This window comes from Streptomyces sp. V3I8 (genome assembly GCF_030817535.1).
Taxonomy (GTDB): Bacteria; Actinomycetota; Actinomycetes; order Streptomycetales; family Streptomycetaceae; genus Streptomyces.
The window spans coordinates 2,345,316-2,362,478 of sequence record NZ_JAUSZL010000002.1; the positions used below are offsets into that span (position 1 = coordinate 2,345,316).

Genomic DNA, 17,163 nt, shown 5'->3' on the forward strand with positions numbered 1-17,163 from the left:
CCCACCGCCCCGAGGACCAACCACCCACCGCGACACCACCGCGTCTGCCGATCGGGCGGGCAGGGGCTGCCGGGTTTGCCCACGACCTCACAGGGGGGTCGTGAGCACGCACTGCGCCCGCACCGTCTTGCCGGGCCCTCCACACCGGAGGTGCCGGCCCCGGCGGGTGGCGAGTGCCGCGACGAGAAGCAGTCCCCGGCCACCGGTGTCCTCGACGCCGAGGGCGGGCAGTACCGCCGGGACGGGCGGCATGCGCTCGGCGCGGGTGTCGGTGCCCTCGATCCTGACCGTGCGGGCGGGTGCCGTACGGGATGCCCCAGACGTCCAGCCGGTGCGCGGCCAGTCGGCGCGCAAGGCGGGCACCGCGTGGGGTGGAGGTGAACCGCATCTCGAAGGTGTGACACAAGTCGTCGTCGGGACGCGTGGGTGGGGAGGTGCCGATCTGGAACGCGAGGAGTTCGGACGGCGCATCGGACACTCGGCGGCCACGGCCGCGTCGTACGAGCAGGGACGACGGATCCCGTCGCCCGCCACCATCGAGCGGGCGGACGAGGTCCTGGACGCGGGCGGCCTGCTGACGGTGAGGAAGGAGCAGGTGGAGCGGGCTCGGTATCCGGTGTTCTTACCGGGGATGGCAGCGCTGGAGAAGGGGGCCATCGAACGGCTCTCGTACGACACGCCGGTAGTCACGGGAGTGCTTCAGGCCGAGGAGTGCATGAGGGTGGTGCCGGCCATGCGGCGACCGTCTCCGGACCAGGAGACGACCGAGCAGCGGGTGGCAGCACCCTCAGCCGCCCGTCACGGGATCATCCGGTCACAGGCTCTCACTCTGCGAGAGTCCCCGGAGTTCATCGAGAGGTTGCTGGGAGAGCTGTGGACACCGCTCGGTCCACGGCCGTCGCGTCCCACCTCGGCTGGCTCAGGTGCAGCTACAGCGGAGCGGAGGGCGGCGACTGCGTCGAGGTCGCGGCCGACGCCGGAACCGTGCGCATCCGGGACTCCACGTCCGCGACCGGCCCTGCCGTCCGGGTGTCACGTGAGGCGTGGGCGGGGTTCGTCGGGAAGGCTTGATGGCCGTATATCGAGCGAGAGCCCTGCCGCCCGGGCGGACACGGACCCGGCTTGTCGTACCAGGTCACTCCTTGACGGTCCTTGACCCCATCGCCCCGATACCTTCGTGAACCGTCAAGAGGCCGGCGTTCACACAGGTCAAGACACCCCGCGCGCCGGTCGCCTGGCATTGCGGCACGGTCGGCCGGTGCGCAGGCTTCGCCGGGGCCCTGGTGCGCGAAGGGGCGGCCGGGCAGGCTAGTTTGCTCGGATGAGTCTCCTTGATGACGTGGCCGAACGCGACGGCTGGCGATGCTGGGTGTGTGACGAAGCGGTCGACCCCGACGAGTCGGTGAACGACCCGCGGGGGCCCAGCGTCGACAGCCGGACGGCCGACCGGAAGGCCAAGGTCGCCGAGCGGCTCGCGCACCGCGGATGCAACAGCCGCAAGGGCGCGGTCAAGGTGGTCATCGCCTGGCCGGACCGCCTGTACGTGGTCGAACCCGCGCCGCTGATCACCGTTGCCGCGAGGCTGGAGCGCAAGGGGGGCCGCGAGATGGTGGGGCGCTGCCCGACCGGACGGGACGCCCAGGAAGCGGCGGACTGGCTGGTGGACCGGTTCTCCCGACTGGTACCCGGGCTGCTGGTGACCGCAGACATCGAGCCGGGCGGCGGGCAGTTCCTCGTCACCCTCGCCACCGGCCGCCGCTGACCAGGGATCACCGGCGCACACCCGCCTGAACGGGATCGAGCAGGGTGAGAGCCGCCGCCACGGCGCCCCGGGGGAACCCGCCCCCGGCCGCCGCGCTCCTCCTTCAGTAAGCCGGCCGTACCCGGGGCACGGACCGTGCCACCGGGGCCGTACGGATCACCGATTCGGACTGGGAGTCACCGCGGCCCACCCTTGAGGTATCGCCCCCGACTGCTCGACCACCGCGCTCCGCCGAGCAGATCCGCGGGGCCCGCGGGCGGCGCGGCGGGCAGCAGGGGCCTCCGAGACGCGAACCCTTCCTGTGCCCACACCATGAATCTGTGCGTGTCCCGTGAATCCCCCGGATTGTTGGCAATCTCGTCGACAGTTGCTTTACGTTCGCTGGTGCAACAACGCCACAGAGCCAGGAGGGCCTCGACGTGAAGCACAGGGCAGTCAAGCGCAGGAGTGTCGTGGTGGGGATCGGCGCGACCGCGGGCGCCGCCGCGGTCGGCGGCATCACCCTCACCGCACAGGCCGGCGGCAGAACGGGCGGCGCCTCCTCCGCCTCCGACGCCCTGGTCTTCGACGAGGACGGCTACACCACCCTCACGACGACCGTCACCGACGCGGCCGGTGACGGGCACGAGGTGACGTACCGCTTCTGGAAGGCGATCACCTACGTCACCGAGCCGGTCGACGAGAAGTACCAGAGTCTGAACATCAGCGTCCCGGTCAGGATCGACGGCAAGGCGGTCGACGCCACCGGCGCGCCGATCCTCTTCGCCAACTCCGTCGGCGGCTACATGCCCGCGTCGGTCGCCGACGCCACCGGCGTGGGCGGCGGCGCCATGGGCGGCGGGACCGGCGGCAGCGCCGCGCCGAGCGCCCCGGCCGCTCCGTCCGCCTCCTCTTCCTCCTCCGACACCGAGTCCGGCAGCTCCGCCCAGCTCAGCGGCGGCAAGATGGTCAGCCTGCCCCAACTGGGCCTGGCCGCCGGCTACGTCGTCGTGGAGCCGGGAGCACGCGGCCGCACCCTGAAGAACTCCGAGGGCGAGTACTACGGCACCGCTCCCGCCGCCGTCGTCGACCTGAAGGCCGCCGTCCGCTACCTGCGCGCCAACAAGGGCCGCGTCCCCGGCGACGTGGACCGGATCTTCTCCACCGGCACCAGCGCCGGCGGCGCCCTCTCCGCGCTGCTCGGGGCGTCCGGCGACAGCCCGATCTACGACAAGTACCTGAAGGAGATCGGCGCCGCCGACGCCTCGGACGCGATCTTCGCGACCGGCGCCTGGTGCCCGATCACCGACCTGGAGCACGCCGACGGCGCCTACGAGTGGTGCTGGGGCACCAACAAGCTCAGCACCGGCAAGCAGGTCGACCAGACCGTCTCCAGGGAACTGCGGTCCCAGTTCGCCGAGTACCAGGCCGGACGGAAGCTGCGCGGACTGGGCGGCTACGGCACGCTCACCGCCCGCAACTACGACGAGTACCTGCTCACCACGTACCTGCGGCCCTCGGCCACCACGTACCTCGCGGCGCTGTCCGAGACGGACCGCAAGACGTACCTGGCGAAGAACACGTTCCTCAGGTGGGACGGCGAGAAGGCGACCTTCACCTGGACCGGCTTCCTCACCCACGTGGGCGCGCGCAAGAAGGACGCCCCGGCGTTCGACCTCTTCCCGCTGCCCACCGACACCTCCGACACGATGACCGGGGACATCAACAACGAGTTCGGTCTGGGCACCGCTCCCTTCCGTCACTTCACCCTCTACAGCCTGCGCAAGGACAGGGGGAACAGCGCCCGCCCGGCGAGCGACATCCCCGAGAAGCTGCGGCTGATGAACCCGATGTACCACCTGGTGGACAAGCCCAACCCGGGCCGCACCAGGCACTGGTGGATCCGCCTCGGCACCGCGGACTCCGACACCTCCCTCACCGTCTCCGCCAACCTGGCCGCCGCAGCGGACCAGTTGGGCGACGACGTCAACCACCTCTACTACTGGGACGCGGGCCACGGCGCCAACGAGGACGCCGGCGACTTCATCGCGTGGATCGCCAAGACGTCCGGCTACAAGGCCGCCTAGGCGGTTTCGTTCGGATCAGTCGGGCGTTGGTCCGGATGTGCCGTTGACCGATGCGCGGTGGGCACGGATTGAACCGTCGTTTCCGGACCGGTTGAACCGTCGTTTCCGGACCGGACGCCGAGGCGGGGTGGCCGTGCCGGCGGATTCCACGCTCGTGCGCGCTCGACCAGCACGCGGCCGGGGCCCGCGGAAGAGGAGCCCGGACCGTGAGCCGGACGATCACGCCACCGGCCGCTCCCACGGTGAACCGACCACGAAGATCTGCCCGCTCTTCCCCGGTTTCCGGCAGTCTCGGATCCGGTAAGCAGGCCGTGTGGTTGACGCCGGTCAGTGGACCGTCAAGGCGGGGAGCTCGGTGAGAGTGTGATCGGGACGCGGAATTCCCCCGAATTCGCTGTGCGGTTCGACGGGAAGACTGTGGATGACGGCCTCGAAACGAGGCGGCAGGGAAGGGCGGAGGCCTTTCCAGCATCGCCTGATGAGATCGCGGCGTACGGCGTCGGGCAGCAGGTGCGGGTGTCGCAGTGTGCCGGCCGGTGAAGGCATGGGGGGCTGCGCGGGAGGGTTCGTCCGGGTACGCCAGTAAGTGGCGGTGCGGTGTTCGGAGCGTTGCTGGTGCAGGAGGAAGAGGCAGAAGGCTGCCGTGCGGTTGCCGGCGCCGGCGGCGAATTCGAACCAGAACTGGGAAGGCTCGCGGTATCCCGCGAGGTGGAGCAGTGCGGCGAAGACGAGGGCGCCCTCGGGTTCGACGGGGTCGGTGTCGAGCAGACGGGTGAGGCTGGAACAGGCTTGAGGAGCATCCACGATGAGGCTGACGGCCAGGTCGAGGTCGTGGGCGGCCTGCTCGTGGATGGTGGGATACGGAGTGGGGACACACACCTCAGGGGCCTGCTCGGTGCCGGCTTGCGCCAGGGCGGTGACGCGTTCGAGAGCGGCGTCGACGTCGTAGTCCCGGTAGGTGTCGGTGAGGGTTTCGGCGGCTTCGAGGACGGCGTCGATGTCGGCCGCGGGTTCGTGGTCGGTGCACTCCACTAGTGTCGCGTCTCCTTGTCCTGGTAGGCGATGTTCAGTTGCTTGGCAAGAGAGCGCCGAGCGTGCCGGATGTGGGAGCGAACGGTCGCGGCGTCGATCCCGAGGTACTCGGCCACTTCTGCCTCCTCCTTGCCGAGGAGGAAGCGCAGCATGATGACGTCGTACTGCCGTTCGGGGAGAGTGGCTATCGCGGTATACAGGCCGATCTCCTGCGATATGACCCGCAGTTCGTCGCGCATCTCGTGCAACAGCAGCTTTTGGACTGCGGTCAGGTAGGCGGCGTCACCGACTTGCGGCTGCAGGTTGCGTTCGGCGAGCCAGCGGTGCACTTCCTCCTTCAGCACCGTCCATGCGTAGCGTGGAACCGAATCCTGAAGCAGCACATGCGGCCAGGTCCTCCTCAACCGGACGCAGGCGGCATCCACCACCGTCTCCGCGGCAGCACGGCTGCCCACCTGCGTATGGGCGAAGCGCATCCAGAGCTTGCGGTGATACGCGTGGAAGGCATCGAAGGTCAACATCAGCCGCCCAGCGCGAGATGACAGTTCGGCCTGGCTCGCCCGGGAGGCGTCGGGAGGCGGCTGCATCACGTCTCCCTTTCGGACGAAGCCGCGCGGGCGGCAGAGGTGATCTGCTGGTGAGGGTGGTGAGCTCCGGTGTGTACCGCGGTGGCGAGCAGCTTGCATCCGGCTCGGCGCGAGTCGGGTAAGGGGAGCCGGGCGGCACTCCCCCAGACCGCCAGGGTGACCAGATCGATCTCCACGGGCTTCCTTGTCAACTGTGCACCGCACCGCCCCACGCTGAGGCGGCATCGGTGTGGGACCCCTGCTCTCCCACTCATCAGCCAACTGGAATCAGGGCCGTCCCGTGCAAGGCATTTTGAAGATTTTTGCGCGGGTGGCCGTAATGCGATCATCCGCTCGTGCGGCATCGGGCGGTTCGACCGGCTAAATGCCCATCCGGTGGCACAAGGGGGAAGAACAAGCTGGCCGATCCCTTGGTTGCCTGCAAGAGGAACGGAAAGGGAAGCTCTACCCGGCACAAAGCGACACAGCGTGGTGCGCTGCCGAAGGACATCCGAATCGACAACGGGGGCGAGCGTGGACGAGAGCGGTACCGCACAGGAGCAGCACGGCGTCATCGACCTGGAACTGGACCGGCCCCACTCGGCCCGCATGTACGACTACTTCCTCGGCGGTATCACCAACTTCCCCGCCGACCGCGAAGCCGCCGCCAGAACGATCGCCGCCTTCCCTTCCACCCTGATCGCCGCGCGCAGCAACCGCGCCTTCATGCGCCGCTCCACCCGCCATCTCGCCCTGCTGGGCATAGAGCAGTTCCTGGACATAGGCACCGGCATCCCGACCTCCCCCAACCTTCACGAGGTCGCACAGGGCATCACCCCGCGGGCCCGCGTCGTCTACACCGACAACGACCCCATCGTCCTGACCCACGCCCGCGCCCTCCTGCACAGCCGTCCCGAGGGCGCCACCGCCTACATGCAGGCCGACGTCACCGACCCCACCGCCTTGCTGGCCCACCCCGTCCTGCGCTCCACCCTGGACTTCGACCGGCCGATCGCGCTCAGCCTCAACGCCCTGCTGCACTTCGTCACCGATGAGCACCACGCCCATGCCGTCGTCGAAGTCCTCAAGGCCGCCCTGCCGTCCGGCAGCATGCTGGTCATCAGCCACGCCACACCCGACTTCGATCCCGAGGCCCTCGCCCGCATCACCGCCGTCTACCAGGCGGCCGGAACCGCCGTGCAAGCCCGCCCCCGCGACGAGATCGCCCGGTTCTTCGCAGGCTGGGAACTCCTCGACGCCGGCCTGCAGCCCATCCTGCGCTGGCACCCCGATCCGGACGAAGCGCACCTCACCTTCGCCGACGCCGAAGCCGCCTGCTACGCAGGCGTCGCTCGCAAACCGTGACCCGGCGTACGGATCGAGCAGACGCGGCAGCCGGTGAAGCTGTGCGATGAGGGGCCGGTGAAGCGCATCACGCCGACGCAGGCGGGGCGGACGCGGGGGTGGTTCGCCACCGGATACGGGACGCGGATCGCCTCGCAAGGGCTGGGTTCGCAGTGTGGAATGCGGCGGGTGGGGCGGACGGTGTGGCGTCCGGGGTAAGAGCCGTCTCGCGCCCGTCTCATTCCAAGACGCCCGGATCCGTCCCGTGTTCCCGCGGGGAGGAACGCACGCCCCCGACCGGCGGGGGCCTGCGACCGGAGAACACCTCGACAGCAGTCCCGCCGGGGTCGGACCCAGCCAGTGACCGGCCTCGCGTCTTCGACGGGACCCAGGACCAGTTGGCCCGTCCCGGAGACGCTCGTCCGCTTGACGTGCCCCCCGGCGCCCCGTAGCCGCTGGTCCGCAGCGGTCCCCTGGTCCTCGTCGGTGGGTATGCCGTACGGGCCCGCTGTCCCGCTGCCCGCCCTTACGGGCTCTGGGCAACCGGATCCGTGAGTACGGGATCCCCGCCGGAAGCAACCCTTGACGCAAACCCGCGTGTGTGTTCCGTCACGCGAGTAAGGTGACACCTCGTTTCGATCCCCTTCCCCCTGCCGGAAGCGACGGGCTCCTATGGGTTTGGTGGTGCCGGACCGTACGTTCCTGGAAGCCCTTGACACCGAAGCCCGGAAGGATCTCCTCCGTATCAGCGCGGAACGCGCCTTCCGGCCGGGTGAGCACCTCTTGCTGGAGCAGGACGACAGCACGCACGTGCTGGTCCTTCTGGAGGGGTGGGCCGTCGTGTCGACGGCGACCGACCGCTCGTCGGCCCGGCTGATCCTCGCCCTTCGGCGACGAGGCGAACTCATCGGCGAGATGGCCGTTCTGGGCAGCGTCACGCGGACTGCCACCGTCACGGCCCTGGGGCCGGTACGAGCCCTGGTGGTGTCGGGTTCCCGGTTCCGCGCCTTCGCCGGACGCGACCCGCGGGTCGGGGCGTTGCTCATGGCCCAGCTCGTGGCCCGGCTCCGTTCCTCCGACGAGGAGCGTCGGTCCCTGGCCTCGTTGACGGTGATGCAGCGCGTCGCTGCCAAGCTGCTGGAGCTGGGGGAACTGCAGAGCGCCCCGGATCCGGGACACGGGCATACGGGTACGGCTGCCGGGAGCGGAAAGCCGCCGGCGACCCTGGGTCCGGTGCCGGGCGCCCGGGCGCGGGGGTTCGGCGGAGGAGCAGGGGAAGCGGGCGGAAGAGAGCGGACGCCCGGCGGAGCGGAGCCGGCTCAGAGGCACTCGGCCGCCGCCGGTGCCGGTGCTCACCTTGCGCGGACGCCGGGACGCCCGGCGGATCCGGACGGTCCGCGAGCCGTCCCCGTGTCCGGTGTTGCGGACCAGGGTCCGGCGGGGGCCCACCCGCCCGGCGACGAGTCCCCCGTGCTCGCGGAGCTGGCCCAGCACGACCTCGCGGACGCCGTGGGAGCGACCCGTGAGGCGGTGGCCAAGTCGCTGCGGCTGCTGCGCGGCGCCGGCGTCGTACGGACTCGGCCCCGACGGATCGAGCTGATCGACCGCGACGCGCTGCGACTGCTGGCGGCCGGAGGGAACATCGGGTTCCCGGCCCGCTGATCCTGCTCCGCGTTTCCGTTCGGTCCGTTCCCCCCTGCCCGACATCGACTTGACGTGCGCCGCTCCCGAGCCGGGGCGCCAGCGGGGCACTTCACGCCCTTTCCACATCGACAGAACCTCCGTCAAGAGCACCAAGGGGTTGTGTCGAAGTGCGGAGCGAAGTGCGCCTCCCTCTTGCACGGCGCGCGTTTCTCGTCCCCGCTCCATGTGCTGCGACCGGATGTGTAAACGACCACATCCCGCGGCAGCGGGAGCCGACATGCTGACGTGCAGTCACTGAACAACAGGGGAGGGCCGGATGACCGGCGGTGCTGTCTACAAGACCTTGATGAGCGTGGATGCACGAGGATCCGGGACATACCTCAACGGCGCGAAGCGGCGGATGCGCGCGCAGATCTACGACCTCGCCCATGCCTCCTTCACCGCTTCCGGGATCGCGTCGGGCATGCTCCATCTCGAGGACCGGGGGGACGGCTTCATCGCCGCGGTGGACGCGCGGATCCCGCCCGTCCAGATCTGCGGCACCTGGCTGGCCGAGATGCACCAGCGCCAGCGGGTCCAGAACGAGGACCTGGCGCGTCGGCTCGGGCTGCGCGTCGGGCTGCACGTGGGTCCGGTGGAACACGACGACGAGGGCCTGTCGGGCGAGGCCATGGACCTGGTCTGCCGCCTCGCGGACTCGTCGACGGCTCGCTCGGTGCTGGAGCACTCGGGGCGTGATCTGGTCTGTGTGGTCTCCCACTCGCTCCACCACGACGTGGTCCGGCACGGCGGGCGCTTCGTCGAGCCCTCGTCCTACCGCCAGGCTCAGGTCACCCTGAAAGAGGGACAGTCCAGCGCATGGTTCCACGTACCGGGGGAGCCGAGGCCCACGATGCCGGGGGACGAAGGCGTCGGCGCGCTTCCCGCGGATGCGCCCACCGGGGGCCACGGGGGTGGCGGGTCCGCGGGAGCGGGCGCTGAGGGCCGGAGACCGCAGACGGACACGGGTGACACCGTCCCGTCCGCGGGGGACCGGGCTTCCGCCACCGGGCGCCGCCGGGCCGGTGGTTGCGACGACTGGCCGGTCAGCGAGGAGGCCGGCGCCCGGTGGGACATCCGGGTGCACGGCGGGACCAACGTCGTCCAGGACCGCGCCACGTTCCACGGGCCCGTCGGTTTCGGTGGCGCGGCCCGGCCCCCGGCCGACGACGGCACCGAGGGGACGCGGTGAACGGCGACGGCAGGGGCGGGGGCCCCGGCGCGCAGGGGCCCGCGGGCGCGTCCCCTCCACAGAACCGGCCGCGGCACCGGGCGGCCTCACCGGTCGGCGGCGACGGGTGGGGAGCGCCCGACCGGAACGTACGGGGAGGCGACGCTCCGGGCCGGGAACCGCGGGGGCCGTCGGGCCAGGAGCACGGAGGGGGCGTGAACCCCGGTCGCGCCGGGCGCGACGATGCCTGGGAGCACGACCGGGACCAGGGACACGACCAGGCCTCGGGACGCGACGAGAACCGCGAGGATCCGGACGCGTCCGCCGGGACGGAAGGTGCCGAACAGGACCGCGCCGAGAGAGCGCAGCAGGAGGAGCGCTTCCGCGAGGCGACAGGGGATCCGCTGACCGAAGGGGGCGTGCCCGGAGAGGCTCGCGCCGCGACCCGCGCCCAGCGCACCGCGCAAGCGCGCTTCGACGTACACGGCAACAGCAGCGTCTTCGACCGGAGCCGCTTCGCCCACGCACACTTCGGTGACGTCTACGTCGGAGCGCGCGACGGGGCGGTCCCGGTCTTCGGAGAGGTGCCCGAGGACGAGCTGGACCGGCTGCGGCAGGTCTACCGGCCCCCGGTCGGCTACCCCGCGCTCAAGGAGGTGCTGCGCACGCGCCGGGTGGTGGTGCTGGGCGGTCCGCCCGGCACCGGACGGCTGACGACCGGGCTCTGCCTGCTCGATGAACTCACCGTCGCCGCCCGCACCACCGCGGCCGGCCGCGAGGAGCCCTCCGGGGTGCCCACACAGGAGTCGCAGAAGGCCGGCACGGGGAGCGGAGCCCGCACCGGCGTCACGGTCCGAGGACGCGTCACCCGACTGGCTCCGTCCGACCTAGGACTGCTGTCGGGCGATCCGGACTCGGTGGTCGGCGGCGTTCCGGACGGAGGCGGTTTCATCGTCCAGCTCCCCGAACTCCCCGGCGGCTGGACGGCACCGCAGGAACTGCATCTCGACGCCCTCGCCGCGCGCCTGGCCGTGCGGAACGCGTACGCGGTGCTCGTCGTCTCCCCCTCCTCACCGGCGGGACACCTGCTGACGGGACGCTACGGGAGGTCCTGCCCGCCGGCCCCCGCCGGGGAACTGCTGGCATGGCAGTTGCTGCGGCAGTTGTCCGACGAACCCGGCCCGGAGGCCGTGGCCCGGGGCGAGCAGATCCTCGCGCACCCCCTCTTCCTGACCTCGCTGGGTATCCGGCCGGAGGCCTTGCGCCCGTCCGAGGCGGAACTGCTCGCGCTCTGGGTGGCCCGGCACGTCCGCGGCGAGATGCGCCGCGAGGAACTTCTGGACGTCTGCGCCGAGATCGCGCGGCAACAGGCGCGTGAGTGGTTCACCGGGACGGCCGACCCCATGCCCTCGGCCGGAGAGCCGGTCGGTGACCGCGGCCCCGCCGCGGTGGGCGACCGGCCGGACGAAGCCCAGCGCCGCGTACGGGAAGCCGCGTTCCGGATCGCGCTCGCGGTACTGGACGGGGAGGCCTTCAGCGCTGTCGCGGACGCCGCCGAACTGCTCGCGCAACAGATCCTCACCGCGCGCGCTCCCGACCGGACGCACGGGCGGCCGGTGTTCGCCGAGAACCTTGAGGGCCTGCTCTCCGCCTGCCGGGCCGAACTGCGCAGTGGTGAGGAGGAGTCCGTGGGCGGCGTGCCGGTGCCGGTGCGCACCGTGGCATACCGGGGCGAGGCACTGGCCGCCTCGGTCCTGGCCGAGGTCTGGCACCGCCACCATGCCGCACGTGGCCCCGTGGTGCGCTGGCTGCGCGAGCTGGCGGGCGACCCCCGTCCGCAGGTGTGGGTACGTGCCGCCGTGGTGGCGGGCGAACTGGCCACCGCCGATCTGGGGTACGGCTTCACGGAGTTGATCCGGCCTCCGGCCGTCGCGGGCGACGCCCGGCGCCGCTTCTTCGCCGCGACCGCACTGGGGCAGGCGGCCGGCCGTGAACCGTATCGCTCCGCAGTGCGCGCCGTGGTCGCGGACTGGGCGGACGCCCCCGTGGCGGCGCTGCGGTGGACCGCGGCGCTGACGCTCGGGTTCGGCCGTGTCATGGACGACACGCGCACTGCCCTCGACCTGCTGTGCGGTATCGGCAGCAGGGACGAGGGCGCCCAGGCGCTCGTCGCCTCCTACGGCGCGGCCCGGCTCACCGCCGGCAGCCGGGCGGGCGAGGCGGCGACCGTGCTGCGGGAGTGGTCGGACGACGCCTCCGGCGAACGGCTTCAGCTGGCGATGCTGTGCGCCGTGCGGCTGTTCTGCGCCCGCACGGACGACATGTGGCAGCCGGAGGGGGCGGACGAGCTCCGCCCGTCGGCCTCCGGTTCACCGACGGTGCCCGCACCGCCGGCCGAAGCGGTGTCCGTCGTCCGGGCCGGGTCGCCCATGGGCGACCGGGTCCCCCACCGTGTGCCCGCGGTACCGCGCGGTCCCGACCCGCGCGCCGTGGCCGGCCGCGCCTGGTCCGCCCACCGCCCGCCGGTGCCGCGGGCGCCCACCGCCCCGACCGACGCGGAGCTGGCCCGCCGTACCCACTGGCCGCTCGCCCTGGCGGTCGCGGTGGTGGTGGAGAGCGCGGCCGAACCCCTCGCCGACCTGCTGTGGCGGTCCCTGGACAACCATCTGTCGTCCGAGGCCGCGACCGACGGCCTGACCATGTGGCTGCGGGCCGCCGAGGCGGACGCCACGCTCCCCGGCCACGAACGGCGGACCTACGTCTTCGAGCGGGAGCCCGGAGCCGCAGGAACGGGAGCGGACGCAGGAGCAGGGCGGCACGACGCACACGCGGCGGACGGCGGGGTGGCGACATCCCCCGGCGAGATCCTCCAGGCACTGCTCTGGCTGCTGCCCCGGATGATCCGCCGACGCCGCGACGCCGAGCGGTTGCGCTGGCTGCTGGCGACCATGGCCCATGCCCCCCAGGAACCGATGACCGACGTCTTCGAGCGCCATGTGCTGGCCTCGATGGCGACGACGGGCAGTGGCCCCAGTGGCCAGGAGGAGGAACACGGATGACGGTGGGTCCGGAGGAAGAACTGATCATCCCGGAGAACATCGCCGGGCCGTTCCTGAACGAACGGATTCTGCGTGACCGGGGGTTCCGTCATGCGGGCGTGCAGGTGGCCTCGGTGCTCTTCTACCAGGACGGGGGCTGCAGCGTGATCACCGCGCAGGGCCCCGACCACCGGGACCGGCGCAGCAGGTGGGCCCGTCCGACCAGCGTCTGCCAGATCGCTCGTGGTCGCCATGTGACGGCGTTCGACGTCGAGTTGCCGGCCCTGGGCGCCGCCACGTTCTTCGAGACGAGGGTGAAACTGCGCTGGGAGGTGACCGACTACCGGCTGGTCGCGGAGAAGCGCCTGTCCAGCGTGGAGCAGGACCTGGGCCCGGAGATCGTCGACCGGCTCCGGGACGTCTCGGGGCGCTACGCCGTGCACCACGCGCAGGAGGCCAACCGGGCCGTACGGTCCGAGGTCGCGGCCGGGAAGTGGGCCGACCTCGGCCGTGAGGTCGGTCTGCGTGCCCAGGTGTTCGTCGAAGTCGGCACCGACCCCGAACACATCCGCATCTTCGGCCAGGCGCGGTCGGACGACGCCGAGGCGCAGCGGGTCGCCACCCGTTTCGCGGGCTTCACCTCGGTCACCCATGGCACCGACGCCGAGAAGTACGCCTACCTCATGGCCTCCGGTGACAGCGGGGACGTCGCGGAGCTGGTCAAGATGATGATCGAGAACCAGGCGGAGGGGCAGCGCGAGAATCGGGACTTCCTCGTCCGTATGGCGCGCGAGGGGCGGGTCAACACCCCGGAACTGGACGCCTACATCCGCAGCATGGCGCTGCCGGAACAGCCGTACGGCTACCCGGCCCGCGACGAGTACGCCACCCGGGCGGCCCTGCCGCCGGCCCCCGGTACCCGGGCCCGTCCGGGCGGCACCGGGCAGGTGCCCGCGCTGGAGCCCGCCTGGCCCGACCGGCGGCCCGTACCGCCGGGTCCCGTCACGGACGCGGACCGCACGGACCCGCCGTACACGGGACACCGGTCCGGCGGGGAACAGCCCGCGGACGCCCGGGGCCCCGGACCGGAGGAACGGCGCGCGGGTGATGTCCGGGCCTCGCGTCCCGCGACACGGCCCGACGAGGACGACTGGTGGGGCGAGCCCGAGGAGGTGACCGTGTATCAGGTGGACAGGGACCCGGCGCCCGCTCCGGCCGGTTCCGGCGCACAGCCCCGGTCCCGGCCGCCGGAGGACGAGGACGACGACTTCTGGTCGGAGGGCCCCGCCGACGGCTCGTGGAGTTCGGGCCCGCACCGGCCCGGGCACGGTTCCGCGGGCGGCGGCCGATGACCGGGGCGGGGAGTTCCCCGGCGACGTCGGTCCCCATCGGTGCGGAGGCGCGGTATGTGACCGAGCGTCTGCTCGCCGTCGTCCGTGAGGACATGGGACGGGCGGACGTCAAGGCATCGGTGCTGCTGTCCGTCGCGCTGGGGGTGCCGGCCCTGGTGACCGGCTTCGGGCAACGGCTGCCGGCACGCCTTTCGCCCCCGTGCCTGGCGCTGGTGGGAGCGGGCGCCCTGATGTGGGTACTCGGTTCCGTTTCACTCGTTCGGGCGATGCTGCCGCGCAGCGGAACTGAGCGGGTGGGGCCCGGCATCACCTTCTTCGCGGATGTCGTCGCGGTCCACGGGGCGTCGGGGGCACAAGGAGTCGCGGACGCGGTGACCAGAGCGTGCGAGGACGTCACGGCCTGGCTGCTGACCCAGATCGTCGACGCCAGCCAGATCCTCGCCGACAAGTACCGGTGCATCCGGTGGGGGGTCGGCTGGCTGCTTCCGGGCGCGCTGCTGACCACGGCCGGGCTGCTGCTCGGCTGATCCGGCCGCACCGCCCGAGAGACCGACGGGACCGACGGGACCGACGAACGGGCCCCTCTGCGGCTCGTACACCCGACATTTACGCAAAAAGGAAGTCACGGAGAAGGGGGAGGACGTGGACACACACATCACCGCACCGGTTCGCGAGGGGCCGGTTCCCGGGCCACGCAGGGGAGGCGGGCACACGGCGCGCACCGCCCGTCGAGCCGCGGCGCTCCTCGCCGTCCTCCTGCTGGCCCAGCCCGCACCACCCGCCCTCGCCGGCCCGGCCGGGTCCGTCGCCGCGCGGACCGCGTCGGACCAGGTGGAGCTGGCCATCGCGGTCGACGAGTCCGGCAGCCTGCGGCCGTCCGACGTCGAAAGGGAACGGGACGCGGCCGGCCGGATCGCGGTCGGTGAGATATCCGCAGCCTCGCGGATCACCGTCCTCGGTTTCGCGAGCGCGGACAACGACGAGCAGAGTCCGGTGGACGAAGTGTGTCCGACCACCGAACTCGACGCGGTGGCCCGGGAGAAGACGGGCGAGTGCATCGCCGGCCTCACCCGGCGCGAGAAGGACGCGGGCACCGGAACCGACTTCCCCGCCGTCATCAGGCAGGCGGTCACCCGGCTCGGCGAGCACGGCACCGGCCGGCCGCGCATTCTCTTCCTGCTCACCGACGGCAAACTCGACGTGGCCGACAGCCCGGCCTACGGCACGGACAAGGAGAGCCGCCGGGAGAACGGTGAACGCGAACTGAAGAAGGCCCTGGTCGAGGCGGCTCGCGCCAAGGTACAGATCTGGCCGCTCGGCTTCGGCCAGGGCATCGACGAGCGGGCCCTGGACACCATGGCGGCCGGGGGTTATCAGGGGGGATGCGCCGATCTTCCCGCGGCCCATCCGCGCGCCGCGGTCGTGCCCGACTCCAGGACGCTGGGCAACGCGCTGCAGCGTGCTTTCGCCGGTGCCCGCTGCCTGGTCACCGACCCGCCCGTGGAGGACACCCCGCCCGCCGACATCTCACTGCGGCTGTCCCCACTGGCCACGCTCGCCTCCATCGTCGTCTCCAAGGGCGACCCCGAGGTGAAGGCCACCTACTACGACCCACGCGGCAAGAAGGTCGAGCACGGCACCCGTGGCGACGGCTCCACCTTCGTACTCTCCGGGGCGGGCGGCGACGTGGAGTCCCTGCGGATCACCGACCCGCGGCCGGGCACGTGGCAGGTCCGTCTGGACGCCCCGGAAGGACACCGGGACCGGCTCGCCAGCGTGTCGGTGCAGTGGCGCGGCACCGTCCGCTCCTCGATCGTCATGACACCCGCCTCGCCCCGGCCCGGTGAGAAGGTCCGGATCGAGCTGGGTCTGCAGACCCGTGACGACGAAGGTGTCAGCGACCCCAGGGACCTGCGCAGGCTGCGGGTCTCCGGCAGGCTGACCGGCGACGGCTTCCGGCCCCGGGAACTCGGCCTCGCGGACCGGGGCGACAACGGCGACAGCAAGGCGGGCGACGGCCGGTTCACCGGTACCGCACGGATCCCGAAAGGGGCCGACGGCTCGCTCAAGGCCGTCGGCGTGCTCGGGGCGATCGGACTCACCGCGGACCACCGCCCCTTCCTCACCCGCACCGCCCCCGTCGGTCCGGACGTCCGGGCCGAACTCCGCGTCGACGACGCGGAGGTGCACCCCGGGCACAGCATCCCCTTCGTCCTGATGGCGTCCAACGACTCCGGTGAGCCCCGCACCCTGCGCCTGTCCCCGCGGGACACCGAACCGGGCGCGGTCACGGTTTCCCCGGCGGAGGTCACCCTGGCGCCCGGCGAGTCCCTGAACCGCGGGGGGCGGCTCACGATCGGCGCCGGACAGCGCCCGCACCGGCTCGACGCCCGGCTGGAGGTCACGGACCAGGACGAGCGTGGCCGCCCGCTCGACGCGAAACTGGTCGCCGTCCGTATCACGCCGGTGCCCCCCTGGTGGCAGCGGCTCTGGGCGGCCTGGTGGTGGGCACTGGTGCCCGCCGCGATCGCGGTTCTCGGCCTGATCGGCTATGTGGTGTGGAGCCGGCGGCAGCGTGCGACCGACATGGATCCGGGCGGTCTCCGGCTCCGGTTGACGGTGCCCGGCGGCTCGGGCGAGCGGACGGCGAGCGAGATCGTGGTGCCCTACGGCCGCGGCTCCTGGTACCGGTTCGACGTCCTGGACGAGCACGGTCCGGACCCCCGGCTGGACCCGCGCCCCGGCGGCGAGTACGCCCTTCAGCGCGATCCACGGGCCGGTGTCCGGCTGCGTACCCCGGGCGGGGCCGAACGGGCGCTCCCGCTCGGCCAGGACATCCCGCTGGGCGGCGAGGTACGGCTGCGCGTCGAGCGCGGCACCACGACCGGGACACGCCGTACCGCCCGTAGGCCCACCGTCCCGCGGTGGCTCGCCGATCTGCTGCCGGGTCGCAGGCCCTCGGCCGGGTCCACCGGAACCGGCCGCCGCGACGATCCGGAGTCCGCGCCGCACGGCGCGTTCCCGAGGTCCTCGTACGACGACGACCTCAGCGACGCGCTCTGATCCCGGGGCCGGACCAGCGCCACGCCCGTCCGGCCCCGGCACTCACCCCACAGCCCACGCCGGGTCCGCCACGCGGACCCGGGGAT

At 72.1% G+C, this 17,163-nt stretch carries 12 protein-coding genes and 2 pseudogenes; 11 read left to right on the plus strand and 3 right to left on the minus strand.

The window, feature by feature from the left end; all coding sequences use genetic code 11:
- Positions 1-87: 87 nt before the first annotated feature.
- Positions 88-388: pseudogene (locus QFZ75_RS10300) on the minus strand (hypothetical protein).
- A gap of 9 nt (positions 389-397) precedes the next feature.
- Between QFZ75_RS10300 and QFZ75_RS41105 the strand changes: the two are divergent.
- The 4 genes and pseudogenes from QFZ75_RS41105 to QFZ75_RS10320 form a co-directional block, all read left to right on the plus strand.
- Positions 398-784: pseudogene (locus tag QFZ75_RS41105) on the plus strand (helix-turn-helix domain-containing protein); the annotation flags it as partial.
- Positions 785-873: 89 nt separating this feature from the next.
- The gene (locus tag QFZ75_RS10310) at positions 874-1,071 is read left to right on the plus strand and encodes a DUF397 domain-containing protein (protein ID WP_307535785.1); all 198 of its coding nucleotides are present in this window, start codon (positions 874-876) and stop codon (positions 1,069-1,071) included.
- Positions 1,072-1,321: 250 nt separating this feature from the next.
- On the plus strand, positions 1,322-1,762 hold the full coding sequence (locus QFZ75_RS10315; RefSeq protein ID WP_307535786.1) for a hypothetical protein: 441 nt from the start codon (positions 1,322-1,324) through the stop codon (positions 1,760-1,762).
- Between the two features lie 419 nt (positions 1,763-2,181).
- Positions 2,182-3,828, plus strand: a complete 1,647-nt coding sequence (locus tag QFZ75_RS10320; protein ID WP_307535787.1) for a subtype B tannase — start codon at positions 2,182-2,184, stop codon at positions 3,826-3,828.
- Positions 3,829-4,155: 327 nt separating this feature from the next.
- On the opposite strand, the gene QFZ75_RS10325 is transcribed toward QFZ75_RS10320, so the two are convergent.
- Both QFZ75_RS10325 and QFZ75_RS10330 read right to left on the minus strand, forming a co-directional pair.
- Positions 4,156-4,860 (minus strand): glycoprotein, encoded by a 705-nt coding sequence (locus tag QFZ75_RS10325; RefSeq protein WP_307535789.1) that lies wholly within the window; start codon positions 4,858-4,860, stop codon positions 4,156-4,158.
- On the minus strand, positions 4,860-5,447 hold the full coding sequence (locus tag QFZ75_RS10330) for an RNA polymerase sigma factor (protein WP_307535791.1): 588 nt from the start codon (positions 5,445-5,447) through the stop codon (positions 4,860-4,862). The genes QFZ75_RS10325 and QFZ75_RS10330 overlap by 1 nt, the downstream gene beginning before the upstream one ends.
- Positions 5,448-5,960: 513 nt before the next feature.
- Here QFZ75_RS10330 and QFZ75_RS10335 point away from each other — a divergent pair.
- The 7 genes from QFZ75_RS10335 (at position 5,961) to QFZ75_RS10365 (ending at position 17,077) form a co-directional block, all read left to right on the plus strand.
- On the plus strand, positions 5,961-6,791 hold the full coding sequence (locus QFZ75_RS10335; RefSeq protein WP_307535792.1) for an SAM-dependent methyltransferase: 831 nt from the start codon (positions 5,961-5,963) through the stop codon (positions 6,789-6,791).
- Positions 6,792-7,454: 663 nt separating this feature from the next.
- A complete protein-coding gene (locus QFZ75_RS10340; protein WP_307535794.1) occupies positions 7,455-8,432 on the plus strand; it encodes a Crp/Fnr family transcriptional regulator in 978 nt (325 codons plus the stop codon).
- Between the two features lie 298 nt (positions 8,433-8,730).
- A complete protein-coding gene (locus tag QFZ75_RS10345; RefSeq protein WP_307535796.1) occupies positions 8,731-9,645 on the plus strand; it encodes a hypothetical protein in 915 nt (304 codons plus the stop codon).
- Between the two features lie 194 nt (positions 9,646-9,839).
- Positions 9,840-12,683 carry a hypothetical protein gene (locus QFZ75_RS10350; protein ID WP_307535798.1) on the plus strand — a complete coding sequence of 948 codons (2,844 nt, stop codon included), beginning with the start codon at positions 9,840-9,842 and terminating at the stop codon, positions 12,681-12,683.
- Positions 12,680-14,014, plus strand: a complete 1,335-nt coding sequence (locus QFZ75_RS10355; RefSeq protein WP_307535800.1) for a hypothetical protein — start codon at positions 12,680-12,682, stop codon at positions 14,012-14,014. The genes QFZ75_RS10350 and QFZ75_RS10355 overlap by 4 nt, the downstream gene beginning before the upstream one ends.
- Before the next feature lie 56 nt (positions 14,015-14,070).
- Positions 14,071-14,541 (plus strand): Pycsar system effector family protein, encoded by a 471-nt coding sequence (locus QFZ75_RS10360; protein ID WP_307535802.1) that lies wholly within the window; start codon positions 14,071-14,073, stop codon positions 14,539-14,541.
- Between the two features lie 115 nt (positions 14,542-14,656).
- Entirely contained in the window at positions 14,657-17,077 is a 2,421-nt protein-coding gene (locus QFZ75_RS10365; protein WP_307535804.1) for a vWA domain-containing protein, read from the plus strand.
- Positions 17,078-17,163 lie beyond the last annotated feature (86 nt).

Bases quoted from the DNA above. Each gene is read 5' to 3' on its own strand.
- QFZ75_RS10355 (WP_307535800.1), top strand. From the start codon at position 12,680: ATGACGGTGGGTCCGGAGGAAGAACTGATCATCCCGGAGAACATCGCC.
- QFZ75_RS10330 (WP_307535791.1), bottom strand. From the start codon at position 5,447: ATGCAGCCGCCTCCCGACGCCTCCCGGGCGAGCCAGGCCGAACTGTCA.
- QFZ75_RS10315 (WP_307535786.1), top strand. From the start codon at position 1,322: ATGAGTCTCCTTGATGACGTGGCCGAACGCGACGGCTGGCGATGCTGG.
- QFZ75_RS10345 (WP_307535796.1), top strand. From the start codon at position 8,731: ATGACCGGCGGTGCTGTCTACAAGACCTTGATGAGCGTGGATGCACGA.